This window comes from Agathobacter ruminis (genome assembly GCF_002735305.1).
In the GTDB taxonomy this organism is placed as follows: domain Bacteria; phylum Bacillota; class Clostridia; order Lachnospirales; family Lachnospiraceae; genus Roseburia; species Roseburia ruminis.
In genome coordinates, this window is sequence record NZ_PDYG01000040.1 from 1 (window position 1) to 14,070 (window position 14,070).

Here is a 14,070-nt window from a genome sequence, read left to right on the forward strand (position 1 = left end):
TATTCAAAACATTTCTGTTTTAAAACATTTTTATTGACTTTCTTTAATAGTTAGTCTTACTGATTGTGTATCGGCTCAAACTCTTGGCTGCATAAAAAAATAGCGTAGCAGCCATCAGACTGCTACGCTAAAAAAATCTAACTTTTGGGAGTCACCTCACATTATGAAAGATTTAATGGTTCTTTCTTCTAGAAATTATTTAAAATAAGCAACGCCGGATTCAAAGATCTTCAAATCCTGCTCTCCGTAAATATTGATTGCAACCGCATCGCCACGGCGTTCAGAATGTGCCATCTTACCAAGCACACGTCCGTCAGGAGATGTGATTCCTTCGATTGCACAATAGGAACCGTTTACATTCCATTCTTCATCCATGGTCGGCTGACCGGCTTCATTTACATACTGCGTTGCAACCTGTCCGTTTTCGAATAAGCGATCCAGCCATTCCTTCGGCGCTACGAAACGACCTTCTCCGTGTGATGCCGGATTGGTATAGGTCTTTCCGAGTTCTGCCTGTGCAAGCCAAGGGCTCTTGTTCGAAACAACCTTTGTATAAACCATCTTGGAAACATGACGGTTAATGGTATTGTAGGTCAGAGTCGGTGAGTCTGCAGACTGCATACGCACTTCGCCATAAGGCACAAGTCCAAGCTTAATCAATGCCTGGAATCCGTTACAGATACCGAGAGCCAAACCGTCGCGCTCATTTAAGAGGCGTGTGATTGCTTCTGTCATCTTTGCATTTCTAAATGCTGTCGCAAAGAATTTTGCAGATCCTTCCGGTTCATCACCTGCAGAGAATCCACCCGGGAACATGATGATCTGTGACTGATCGATAGCCTTCGCAAATGCATCTACTGAATCGCGGATATCCTCTGCACTTAAGTTTTTAAATACCTTTACGATCGTATTGGCACCTGCGCGTTCGAAAGCTCTTGCACTATCATACTCGCAGTTTGTTCCAGGGAATACCGGAATAAATACGGTTGGCTTAGCAACTTTATTCTTGCATACGTAAATTTCTTTTGCCTTGTAAAGACCGGTATCCACCACAGAAGTATCCTCATGTGAACGGGTATGGAACACGCCCTCGAGCTTCTGTGTCCATGCAGCGATTGCCTGTTCCATCGGAATGCTGACATTATCGCAGTCGATGGTCTTGGTATCGTTGATGAAACCAACAACACTTGCGGTATCGTCCAGACCTGCCTTGGACAGAATTGCACGAACTGCCTCAAGCTTCTCCACTTCGATTTCGGCCACAATATTACCAAATCCAGGTGCGAACAGAATATCGCTTGTCACATCATCTTCGATGGTCACACCCAGCTTATTTCCGAATGCCATCTTGGAAACTGCTGCTGCAAGGCCCTTGGAATCCAGAGCATATGCAGAGCGGATCAATCCGGCACAAACCATCTCATGGAAGGCATCATATAATTTCATCACCTGTTCATATACAGGCATATCGAACTCATCTTTGTCGATGGTGAAGAGCACAAGCTGATTGCCGGCCTTCTTCAATTCAGGCGAAACAATCTCTCTCTCCTTTGCCACATCTACTGCAAATGATACCAGTGTCGGAGGTACATCAATTTCATTGAAGGTTCCGGACATGGAATCCTTTCCTCCGATAGAAGGAAGTCCAAAACCAATCTGTGCATTGTAGGCTCCGAGCAGTGCAGCAAACGGCTGACTCCATCTGTATGGGTCCTCATTCATTCTGCGGAAATACTCCTGGAATGTCAGACGAATCTTCTTGTAATCACCACCGGTTGCAACAATACGAGAAACAGATTCAAGCATTGCATAAGCAGCACCATGATATGGGCTCCAGCTTGACAGATACGGATCAAATCCGTAAGCCATCATGGTAACGGTATCGCACTTGCCTTTTGCTACAGGAAGTTTTGCTACCATTGACTGCGTCTCTGTCAACTGATAACGACCACCGTATGGCATGAATACGCTTCCTGCTCCGATGGAGCCGTCAAACATCTCTACGAGTCCCTTTTGAGAGCATACATTCAAATCAGACAGTTCTGCCATCCATGCTGCCTTCATATCGCCACGCGAAAGCGCATCCTCAACTGCAGGCAGCGCAATCTTCTTGAGATAATTCTCCTTTGGATCCGGCATTTCCACTGCCACATCGGTCTCCTGATGTGCACCATTGGTATCCAGGAAAGCGCGGGAAAGATTGACAATTTCCTGGCCTCTCCATACCAATACCAGACGAGGATCTTCTGTGACAACTGCAACTTCTGTTGCCTCTAAGTTTTCTTCTTTTGCATAAGCCATAAACTGGTCTACATCTTCCGGTGCAACCACTACAGCCATACGTTCCTGAGACTCGGAAATGGAAAGCTCTGTTCCATCGAGTCCGGCATATTTCTTCGGAACCTTATCCAACTGAATACGAAGTCCCGGAGCCAATTCTCCGATTGCGACAGATACACCGCCGGCACCGAAGTCATTACATTTTTTGATGATATGAGATACTTCCTCACGGCGGAATAATCTCTGAAGCTTACGCTCTGTAGGCGCATTTCCCTTTTGTACTTCTGCACCGCATACAGAGGTAGATTCTGTATTATGTGCTTTAGAAGAACCGGTTGCACCACCGATTCCATCACGTCCGGTGCGTCCACCCAAAAGGATGATCTTATCACCCGGATCGGAATTTAATCTCTGTACTGCGCGTCTTGGAGCAGCACCCATAACCGCACCGATTTCCATACGCTTTGCAACATAATCAGGATGATATACTTCTTTGACATATCCTGTTGCAAGACCAATCTGGTTTCCGTATGAGCTGTATCCATGAGCAGCTTCGCGTACAAGCTTCTTCTGCGGAAGCTTGCCTTCGATGGTATCCTTTACCGCAACGGTAGGATCAGCAGCACCGGTTACACGCATTGCCTGATATACATAGGTTCTGCCTGAAAGCGGATCGCGGATCGCGCCACCAAGACAGGTTGCAGCGCCACCGAACGGTTCAATTTCTGTTGGATGATTATGTGTCTCATTTTTGAAGTTTACAAGCCACTCTTCTGTCTTGCCATCCACTTCAACAGGAACTACGATGGAGCAGGCATTGATTTCATCGCTCTCTTCCTGATCATCCAGCTTGCCTTCTTTTTTCAGTCTCTTCATTGCAAGAAGTGCGACATCCATCAGACATACGAATTTGTCATCGCGGTCTTTGTACAGATCTGCAAATGTCTTCTGATAATCTGCAAATGTATTTTCGATTGGAGTCTTATAGAATCCGTCATCAAATTTGATATTTTTTAATTCTGTTGAGAATGTGGTATGACGACAATGATCGGACCAGTAAGTATCCAGAACACGAATTTCGGTAATGGATGGGTCACGCTTTTCTTCATTCTTGAAATAAGTTTGGATATGGAGGAAATCCTTGAAGGTCATTGCGAGATTCAATGAAGCATACAGCTCATTCAGTTCCTTCTCTGCCATATGTGCAAATCCGTCAAGAATTGCGACATCGGCCGGCTCCTCAAAATTTTGAACAAGAGTTTCAGGCTTTGCCAAGTCTGTCTCTCTGGAATCGACTGGATTAATACAATATTTTTTGATTGCTGCAAACTGTGCATCGGTCACGTCGCCCTCGATGACATAAGTTGTTGCGGTGCGAATAATCGGCTCTTCATTTTCATTTAAGAGTTTCATACACTGTTCTGCAGAATCAGCGCGCTGGTCAAACTGTCCAGGCAGGTATTCGACGGAGAAAACTCTGGCATCGCCGTAGTCAAAGGATTCCTCATAAATATCGTCTACAGGTGGCTCCGAAAAAACGGAAAGAAGCGCTTTCTGATAGGTCTCTTCGCTGACATTTTCCACATCATAGCGAATCAGTACCCGGACATTACGGATGCCGGTCACATCCAGATAATGTTTGATCTCGTGCTTCAGTTCTTTTGCTTTTACTGCAAAATCGGGTTTCTTTTCCGCGTACACACGCCGTACATTGGCCATTGTTGTTTCCTCCGTGTTATAAAATTGTTCTTGTAAATCATAGCTTTGGTCGCTTCGCAACCAAGATTAAGTATAACATTTAAGTGCACATTCGTATATTAAAAGAAAATACGAATTCTAAAGGTAAAATTAGTCATTTTGCCAAAATTTGCGAACCACTTCCGATATTTGTTCGCAGTTGACGGTCCGGGCATGCTCCCATTCGATTGGAAACAGGCCCTTGTATTCATGCGACAAAAATCTTCGATCGAGCAGAATCATGATTCCTCGATCCGACGTTGTCCGAATCACGCGTCCTGCCGCCTGCAAGACCTTGTTGAGCCCCGGATAGCGATAAGCATAATCGAATCCGCTCTCATCATTTGAATCATAATAATTCTTCAAGATTTCCTGCTCATTGGACACCTGCGGCAGTCCGGTGCCGACAACAATCGCTCCGATCAGACGGTCCTCCTTCAGATCGATGCCCTCACCAAAGATGCCTCCCATCACACAAAATGCCAACAGCGAATCGTCTGTCTGTTCTTCAAACTGCGCCAAGAATTCCTCCCTCTGCGCCTCATTCATATGATTCGTCTGCAGCAGCATTTTCACAGGCAATGTGCTTTCTTCGCAACGTTCTTCAAACACTGCTGCCACATCCTGCATCATGCGGTATGAAGGGAAAAAGGCCATATAATTGCCCTGCTTTTCCATCACCACCCTGATCAGATACTCCGCAATCTTTTCGTAGCTTGCGCGCCCGCGCTCGGTATATTTGGTGCTGACATCATTGCCAAAGGCGATCAGACTCTGCTCCTTCTCAAATACCGAATGCGCATAGACCGCATAATTGTCGGTTCTCGTCGAAAGCAGACGCTTATAATACTGAATCGGAAGCAGGGTCGCAGAAAAAAAGATGGTCGCTCTGGCCTTGTCGATACAATTCTGCAAATTCTCCGACGGGTCCACGTTGAACAGTTTGATGCGAAATCTTCCATCCTCCGTCTGCTCCGTATAAATCACATACTTTTCCGCAGTCAGATCATATATTTCAAGGAAATTGCGCAATGCAAAATAAAACTCCGTCACCTCTTTGCGCTCCGGGTATTCCGGATGCTTCTTTTGGAATTCGTTGAGTTCCGTTGCAAGTCGCATCAGAGAATACAGGAATCCACCGATGTCCTCATAGGTTCGGTATGTCTCGCATTCGCGCTTGTATTCGAGCATGGTCTTGTTGCATTTTTCGCACAGTTTGGACAGATACGGATGATACTGCTTTAAGATGCGCTTCATCGTTAGGAAATCTTCTTTGTACAGCTCGGCAGAATACATTTCCCGGCTTCGGTCAACCAGATTATGCGCCTCATCCACAAGAAAAATATAATCGCCGCGCGTCCCCTCCGCGAAAAACCGCTTCAGATATACATGCGGATCAAATACATAATTGTAATCGCATATGATGTCATCGCACCAGGATGAAATATCCAATGCCATCTCAAACGGACAGACCTGATATCGTTCGGCCTGCGCAAGGATTTCTTCTCTCGTAAAGACATTTCCATGCTGTAGGATATCAAAGACCGCATCATTGACGCGGTCAAAGTGCCCTTTTGCATACGGGCATTGAACCGGATTACATTCCATAGTCTCACACGGACATAGTTTTTCCTTTGCAGTTAACTGAATCAGTTTTGCCTGATATCCGTTTGTCTGCAGCAAATCATAAGTTTCTTTTGCAACCGATGCCGTAATCGTTTTGGCTGTCAGATAAAAAATACGATCGCCCTTGTTTTCTCCCACGGCTTTGACCGCCGGAAAGAATGTGGAAATCGTCTTGCCGACACCGGTTGGCGCCTGGAGAAACAATGTCTTTCCTCGCGCAATGGTCCGATATACATCTGCCACCAGTTTCTTTTGTCCTTCACGATAAGGGAACGGGAATTCCAATGGTTTAATCGATGCGTTTCTCTTCTGCTTCCAGTGATATTCAAAATCCGACCACTTCTTGTAGGCAAGCAGAGTCTCCTCAAACCAGGTCTGAATCTCTTCAAACGAGTATTCAAACCTGAAATATTTCTTTTCTTCGGTATCCAGATTGACATATGTCATCTGAACACCGATTTCATCGAGTGCATGATCATTTGCAAAAATAAACGCGTAGCACATCGCCTGCGCCTGATGAACGAAGATCGGCTCGGTAAATGATTCCACCTTCTGGTACATTCCCTTGATTTCATCGACAAAGGTCTTTTGATCTTCCATAAAGATTCCGTCAGCACGACCCTCAATCACCAGATCATATTCGTCGTATTTTTTTGCATACTTTAAGGGAACCTCCGCCTGATAAGAGGTTCCCATGGATTTTTGTATTTTGCGATGGATACGCAAACCTTCTTGCATTGCTTCAGGGCTGTTCGCGCGTCCCCTGTTATCTATATCTCCGGAGCGAAAAATAAATTCCACGAGATTTCGAACCGAAACATTTGGCATAAACTCATTCCCTTACATCTGATAATATTTCAGGTTTTCCTTGAATTCAGCCGTAATCTCACCACCGGCCTTTTCATAACGATCATAGAGCATATTCAATCGCTGCTCATTCTTCAGATTCTCCGCATTGAGTTTTCGGAATGCATTCTCGTACATCGGATTCAGATTCAGTCCTGCGCGAATATCGGCAGCAAACGGACAATATGTCACCAGAATATTTCTTGCCACCTTATTCAGACGGAATCCGCCCTTAGACTCATATTTGAGCCAGTTTACATAATCTTTGACAAATACTTCCCGATAGCTGTTCTTTGCGCGTGTCAGCTGGCTTTTGACCTTCTCTCGCGCCTCCTGTGAAAGATCATGATTTTTCTTGTAGAATTGCAGATAATCCGAATATTCCGCAGTCAGACTCTTTTCACGGATGTCATTCCATCTGACACCCATGACATGCTTGCAATATTCCCAACGATATCTCGCCACCAGTTCAATCATCTGCTCACTCAAATCCATAGAGCTAAAGATTGGCAACAGGAAGCGGCCCGGCGTTGCCGAACGGATGCCTGCGGTCTCCTGCCACATCATACCTTTGCTTCCGAGCGTTGGCATCAGAATCACATATGGCAGAATTTCTTTTTTGAAGGTTTCATTGTTGATGCCATGCTCCGGATCCACAAACTGGACATCGTGGAAGAACGCCTGATAATCGATATTGCGCACTTCATTCATGGCTTCACGAATCTTCTCCGCAGTCACTGCCATCTTCTCAACCGAAGACATCATCTCTTCTCCCGACAATACCGGCAGGAAGGAAGTCACGCGACCATAGGTGATGCGATGACCTGACGTAAACATATTGCGAATTTCAAATTTTACCTTTTCATCCTGGTTGGTCTTTAATTCTGCCATCTGTTCCGCAGTAATACGACCGTTCTTCTTTTCATCCACCAGATATTGATTATAATCCATATCCAGCTCGCTGCGGGAAGGTTCCTCCTCTCCGCGATAGATTTTGCACAGCCATTCATATGCCGTCACAACATTGGCTGAGCGGAAGAAGCTCATTCGTTCCACCAGACTGACCAGTGAATTGATCTTGTCTTCACCCAGAAAATCCACATCCATGAATCCAAAATTAAAGAACATCACCATGACAGGATCAAGTTCTTCATTTTCTTTTACGGAGCGCATAAATGCCTTCTCATAAATATCATAGAAAGTCTTGGTAATGCGCTTCTTAATCTGGAACTGCTCCGGCTCGAGCGATGATTTGTCCGGAATTTCACGGAAATCATCGAGATCTTTCTTGTATGCCTGTGCCTGGGCAGTTTCAAATCCGGCATATTTCATAATATGTTCTACACAATCAATGCGTGTTACATCAAAATACTCCTTCTTGTCCTTCACCTGACTGTAATTTTCATTGGCCTGCTCGCAGGCACCAATTTGTCCCTTTGTGAAGATGCCGAGCTTTTTCATCAATTCGATGACACGATTTAAGGAATCCTTAATCTGATCCGTCGGCTTTGATTCAGCATGAAGTGTCGTAGCCAGATCGTATAACAAATGAAACAGTCCGTCTTCATGCTCACTGTATATGATATCCTTGTTGAACATCAGATAGTTGACCATCTCTTCGATTCCCTGTGTCACACGGCGCATCTGTGCGGATGCTTCCATAATCGCACCGACCGTCAGAGCTTCGTCTTTCATCATCATTTGCATATATTCCGAGAAATATTTGCCGACAAGGCTATTGCAAAAATGGATTTCCCAATCTGCTGCCTTGTGTGTCATAAAGATTGGCTCAAAGTTCTCAATCTTCGGGAACGGACGCTCCGGAATCATATTTTCCTGCGCAATCTCGCTGTATTCTGTATAAAAGCGCTCCGTGTAGGAATGCATCATATAGCATTTTGTGCTTAATTTGGAATACAAACTAAATGCTTTATGTCTTTGCATAATTGCGGCACGCAAAAAAAGCGGTCTAAAATTACCATGTGTACGAAGTAATTTTTCCAGATCCGCCGCATCCTTACAAGGAATCACGATCAGTGTCGTATCCTCTTTTGCGACATAATCACAAATAAACCATTCCGCTTCGAGAATTCCAATGATGGAATTGGTTTCCAGCTCGATATCTTCCAGTTCGAACTTTTGCAAAACAGTACCTTTTTGAACAAGATACCATTCCATCACTTTATCGGAGCGGGATGCAATGACCTGTCCCTTTTTGAACTCTAAAACCTTCATAAAGCCCCCATTAATTAATCTGTAACCTGTTCGAGAATGTTATGCAATACTTTGCTCAACAGTTTTGCTTCTTCCTGTGAGATGGTAAAGCAACTTCCCATTTTCATCGGAATCATGACTGCTTTCTCTTTCAGCTTCTCTCCCTTTTCTGTAATGGTTACATTCAGGATTCTCTCATCACTCTCATCGCGTTGTCTGGTCACATAGCCTTTCTGCTCAAGTTTCTTCAAAACCGGAGTCAGTGTCCCAGAATCCAGATACAGATATTCCCCCATCTGTTTCACATTCATGGCCTTGTGCTCCCAGAGAACCATCATGGAGATATATTGTGTATAAGTCAGATCTATCTCATCCAGAAATGGCTTATATTTACGCACAATCTCCTTGGAACATGCGTATAACGGAAAACACAGCTGGTTTTCCAATTTTAAAACATCATACTTGTCACTCATTCTTTCTCCCTCTACTTTTTTCGATTTTACATTTTCACTTGCAACATATTCCTATATCATAAAAAAACTTGCATACAATAAAAATATCACTAATTTCTATTGTACGCAAGTAAATTGTCCTTTTCGCTATGCAAGTTTGCTCAGATATTCAATGACACTGTGAGATGCCACATTTCCTTCGCCCATTGCTTTTGTATACTGATATGGGCGACCGGTGCAATCTCCTGCTGCAAAAACACCCGGAAGATTGGTCTCCATCATACGGTTTACTTTGATATGACCATTCTCCGATTCCAGATTCGGCAACAGATTGGAAAGTGCAATCGAATCACGAAGGAAGAATACGCCATCCACTTCCGTTCTGCTCTCATCCTTTCCGATTACCGCTTCCACATGATCGGCTCCTTCGACAGCTGTCAGTCTGGTATTCATAATCTCAACATTGTCTGCAACTGCTGCCGGCTCAACATATTCCTTGAACAGATAAACATGCTCTGCAAGTTCCGAAAGGAATGTAATCTCATGTTCAAAGCGCTTTGAATTGCACAGTACCGCAATTTTCTTTCCGCGATACAGCCCGCCGTCACAGGTCGCACAATAGCTGACACCCTTGCCAAGCAGTTCAGACTCTCCCGGAAGTGTCATCTTGTTTGCAACACCCGTTGTCAGGATTACGCTCTTTGTCTCATAATAATCGCTGCCTGCCATCAAAGCATAAGTTTGTCCCATCGGCATGATCTGATTGACCATCTTTTCGGTCACTTCAATTTCCATTTCCTTCATCTGCTGCAAAAATGCATCAATCAGCTTTTCGCCGGAGATGTTTGCAAATCCCGGATAATTGGAAATCCGCTCTGCCTTTCTGATCTTATCACTCAGATTTTTGCTTCCGAGCCAAAGAAAATTCTTATTATGTATTTTCAGGTTCAATGCTGCTTCAAGTCCGGCAGGACCGCTTCCAACAATCACACAATCGTATACCATATCTTCTACCTCCATTTTGTTCGAATCAACTGTATGTTTGGATTGTACACAATTAAATTGTACTTGTCAACACTTTTTTAACATTGCGAAGATTTTTATCTCGTTCTATAATAAGCAATAGACTTGAAAAGGAACAATCTACATTATGAATTCAGAGAAAAAAAGACTTTATGAACCGGCAAGAGTCATTGCCGTTTGCATTTTAATCGGGTTGCTTGCCGCAATCTATTTTGTTGTCGGCGATGGTGCCGCAGTCCGCTTTGGAGACAATTATGAAACCGTATGGGTACAGCATGATTTTTATCGTCTTTTCACAGCGATCTTCATGCATGCGGATTTTCATCATTTATGGAACAATTGCCTCTCACTTTTGATTCTGGGCCTGGCATTTACCAGAAAAAGCAAACCAATCACCTTTTATTTTATCTTTTTGGCTGGAGGACTCATCGGCAATATCGGAAGTGTCTTCTACCACGGTATCATGATCCATGACACCACAACCTATTCACTCGGAGCCAGCGGAGCCGTCTATGCCATTCTCGGTGCGCTGGTCATTGAATCATTTGTGATGGAACACGGCAGCGACCGCTACGGTGCATTGATTTATGCATTTCTCGCACTGGCCATCAGCCTTGAGCAGCCGCATATCGATCATGCGGCACATCTTTGCGGACTGGTCGCAGGACTCGCACTCGAAGGCGTCCTGCTCTATATACAAACACAAAGGAATCTTTATGATTGATCGTATTTCTTTTTTTGATGAATTTGAATGTCTCAAAGGGGATTGTCCCGTCGCCTGCTGCCACGGATGGAAAGTTCCGATTGATCCGGAAAGTGTCCTCCGCTATCGGAAGGAAAAAGGCAAACTGGGACTGAAATTGCGACTTGCAATGAAAAAAGAAGGGGAATTCTCTGTCTTTAATCCGCTCGCATTCCGATGTCGTTTCTATACCAAAGACGGGCTTTGCGGATTGCAGATGCAAAAAGGGGAATCCTATATTCCGGGCATCTGCCGGCGCTTTCCCCGCCGCATGAAAAATTATGGATATTTTGCTGAGGAATCGCTCGAACTGGCTTGTCCCATGGCTGCCGGTTTATTTCTGCGTCACCGAGATAATCTGCTTTATCATGAAACGGACGAGATTCCTTCATATCCTGACACATCGGAAAATGATGACAGAGATTATCTCTTTTCGGCGCGCAAATGCCGCAACCAATTGATTGCCAGGCTGCAGCAGATTTCCCCTATCGAACTGTTCCCGTTTATCAGGCGTATGCAAAAATACGCAAAAGCAATTGAAATTGCATGCGTCAATGACGGAATTTTGGAGAAGCCGGCCGATCCGGGAAGTGTGAATTTTGACGAAATTGTTCTGACCGAGGAAGAGTCACATAAAGCAGCACGTTTTTTATTTAGCGCACTCGATACCGATCAGTTGATGTGTCATGGGATTTATCATGTTGCATTGAAACGCCGACTTCCGTTATTTTACCAAATCTGTCTGCGCTATTTTGAACAATTTGATGAGTTGACGATTGAAGATGCAGATTCACATCTTGAAGAATTATTTCAAAAATACCGCGCAGCGCATCCGGATATCGATGCGCTCTTGCGCGATTATCTGATTTATTATTTACAGAATCATTTTTTGCAGGTATATGAGGATTACAGCTATTTGCGCATGCTCTCACTGGCTACGCTCCATGTGCATTTTCTGTTTTTGTTCTTCTGTCTCTATGAGCCCACGGATGAAAATGACATTGCTGTCATGATTGCCACCTATGAGCGTCATATGCATCACAATGATGATGTACTCGAAGAATTATGGAAAGTCATGCCAAAGTCATAATTAACAGATGCGCGGCAGTCCTTCTCCCTGCAAAATGTCAATGCTGCGGCGTCCACCGATATGTGTCTTTAACAGAACATTTCCGGTTGGATGCTCCGCAGTAACGGTTCCGATGGTAACAGCGTCCTTGCCGTATCTGGCCAAGCGGATGATTTCAAGCGCTTTTGCTTCATCCTCCGGGTCTACAATTGCAACCAGCTTTCCTTCATTTCCCATATATAACGGGTCAAGTCCCAGCAAGCCGCAAAAATCTTTTACGGTAGCGCTTACCGGAATCAAATCCTGCTCCACTTCAAATTCACAATGGCTGCTCTGTGCCAGTTCTTTCAAAACCGTTCCAAGACCGCCTCTGGTCACATCACGCAGAACATGCACTTTGATTCCCTGTTCCAGCAACTGTAATACCATCTCATTTAATGGTGCATTGTCCGAAACAATCTTGTTTTGAATATTCATTCGACTGCTCAGAATTGTTGCATGATGGTCTCCCATCGTACCAGAAACCAGGATTTTGTCACCAACCTTTGCATTTGCAGCCTTGATATCGACATCCGTCGGAACAATTCCCACACCCGTGGTATTGATATAGATACCTCCGTTGCCCTCAATGACTTTTGTATCTCCGGCAACAACCATCACGCCGGCCTCTCTTGCCGTCTGTGCCATGGATTGCACGAGTCGCTTCAGCAAAGCAACCTCCGCGCCCTCTTCGAGAATAAAGCCACAGGTCATATATTTTGGGGTTGCACCACGCATCAACAGATCGTTGACCGTGCCACATACACACAATCTTCCGATATCTCCTCCCGGGAATTCAAGCGGGGTCACAACAAAACTGTCTGTTGTCATTGCGATCTGCGCACCGCCCGGAATCACAGCCGCATCTTCCATCTGTGACAAAACAGGATTTGAAAATGCATCTTCAAAGATTGTCCGAATCAATTCGCCGGTAGCGCGTCCACCGCTACCATGCTCCATAATAATTTTTTCCATTTTTTCTCTTCTCTTTCATTTCTCACGCTTTTGTCTGAAAAGCAGTAAAACAACTGCCCTCATAACTGACCATACATGCGCCCTGCGGATTGGAAGGATTGCATACACGTGCAAACAATGGACAATCCGTCGGCTTTGCTTTTCCCATCAAAATCTCGCCGCATCTGCATGCATGATTTTTCTTTTTGTCTTCTTTTAAGCCGATGCTGCCCGCATCGAATTGCGCATATTCTTTGCGCAGGCAAAAGCCGGAACCTTCTATCTCGCCCATGCCTCTCCATGCGACAGTGCATGGCTCAAAATAAGTATTCAATTTGTCCAATGCCACGGCATTCCCACCTGATTCCACCACAGATGGATAAAAGTTTTTGACACCGGTCTCTTTCTGTTCAATCATGCGAACCAGTCCGTAAATGGCAACCACCAGTTCTTCGTCGCCAAATCCGGATACTGCAAACGGAATATGAAATTCCTCGGCAAGCTTGCCGAAATAGTCCGCTCCCGTGATGGCGCATACGTGGCCCGGGGCCAAAAAGCCATCGATTTGAGCTTCATTGCGCAAAAGATAGGCAATGACATTCGGCATGGATTTTAATGCCGTCAGGATGCGGATATTGGACAGATTCTGCTTCATCGCCTCTTCAATCAGCAGCGCATACAACGGTGCCGTTGTCTCGAATCCGACTGCTGCAAAGACATAATTGGTCATGGGATTGTCTTTTGCAAGCTTTAGAATGTCCATTGGCGAATAAACCATCTGTGCATTTGCGCCATCCGCTTTGGACTCGCTCAGACTTTTCGAACTGCCCGGCACGCGAAGCAAATCGCCGAATGTAGCCACACAGGTATTCGGCTCCTTTGCCAGTTCAATCAGGCGATCCACATATGCCGAAGGCGTCACACAGACCGGACATCCCGGACCACTGATCAACTCAATCCTGTCGGAGAGCAAATCTCGAATTCCGAATTTGGAAATGGCGGCCGTATGGCTGCCGCATACCTCCATCAGGCGAATGACCGGTCCCTGATAATTTTGCAAATATTCGATTATTTCTTTGATTTCCACA

General features: G+C 44.9%; 9 protein-coding genes. 2 read left to right on the forward strand and 7 right to left on the reverse strand.

Features of this window, described 5'->3' with window-relative positions:
* Nucleotides 1–195: 195 nt before the first annotated feature.
* The 5 genes from CSX02_RS07035 to CSX02_RS07055 all read right to left on the reverse strand — a co-directional run bounded on the left by CSX02_RS07035 (nt 196) and on the right by CSX02_RS07055 (nt 10,160).
* Nucleotides 196–3,999, reverse strand: coding sequence for a phosphoribosylformylglycinamidine synthase (locus CSX02_RS07035; RefSeq protein WP_099386150.1), 3,804 nt, complete (start codon nt 3,997–3,999; stop codon nt 196–198).
* A gap of 129 nt (nt 4,000–4,128) precedes the next feature.
* Nucleotides 4,129–6,471, reverse strand: a complete 2,343-nt coding sequence (locus CSX02_RS07040) for an ATP-dependent DNA helicase (protein ID WP_099386151.1) — start codon at nt 6,469–6,471, stop codon at nt 4,129–4,131.
* A gap of 12 nt (nt 6,472–6,483) precedes the next feature.
* Nucleotides 6,484–8,724: a cyclic nucleotide-binding domain-containing protein gene (locus tag CSX02_RS07045; RefSeq protein ID WP_099386152.1), complete on the reverse strand. Its 2,241-nt coding sequence runs from the start codon at nt 8,722–8,724 to the stop codon at nt 6,484–6,486.
* Between the two features lie 14 nt (nt 8,725–8,738).
* Nucleotides 8,739–9,176 (reverse strand): MarR family winged helix-turn-helix transcriptional regulator, encoded by a 438-nt coding sequence (locus tag CSX02_RS07050; protein WP_031543851.1) that lies wholly within the window; start codon nt 9,174–9,176, stop codon nt 8,739–8,741.
* Nucleotides 9,177–9,302: 126 nt separating this feature from the next.
* Entirely contained in the window at nt 9,303–10,160 is an 858-nt protein-coding gene (locus CSX02_RS07055; RefSeq protein ID WP_099386153.1) for an NAD(P)/FAD-dependent oxidoreductase, read from the reverse strand.
* A 145-nt stretch (nt 10,161–10,305) separates the two neighbouring features.
* Between CSX02_RS07055 and CSX02_RS07060 the strand changes: the two genes are divergently transcribed.
* Nucleotides 10,306–10,902, forward strand: coding sequence for a rhomboid family intramembrane serine protease (locus CSX02_RS07060; RefSeq protein ID WP_099386154.1), 597 nt, complete (start codon nt 10,306–10,308; stop codon nt 10,900–10,902).
* A complete protein-coding gene (fliB, locus tag CSX02_RS07065; RefSeq protein ID WP_099386155.1) occupies nt 10,895–12,010 on the forward strand; it encodes a flagellin lysine-N-methylase in 1,116 nt (371 codons plus the stop codon). Before CSX02_RS07060 ends, fliB begins: the two co-directional genes overlap by 8 nt.
* Here the strand turns inward: fliB and hypE are convergent, their stop codons facing one another.
* A complete protein-coding gene (gene hypE / locus CSX02_RS07070; protein ID WP_099386156.1) occupies nt 12,011–13,003 on the reverse strand; it encodes a hydrogenase expression/formation protein HypE in 993 nt (330 codons plus the stop codon).
* Between the two features lie 22 nt (nt 13,004–13,025).
* Nucleotides 13,026–14,069: a hydrogenase formation protein HypD gene (gene hypD / locus CSX02_RS07075; RefSeq protein WP_099386157.1), complete on the reverse strand. Its 1,044-nt coding sequence runs from the start codon at nt 14,067–14,069 to the stop codon at nt 13,026–13,028.
* Nucleotide 14,070: the final 1 nt, after the last annotated feature.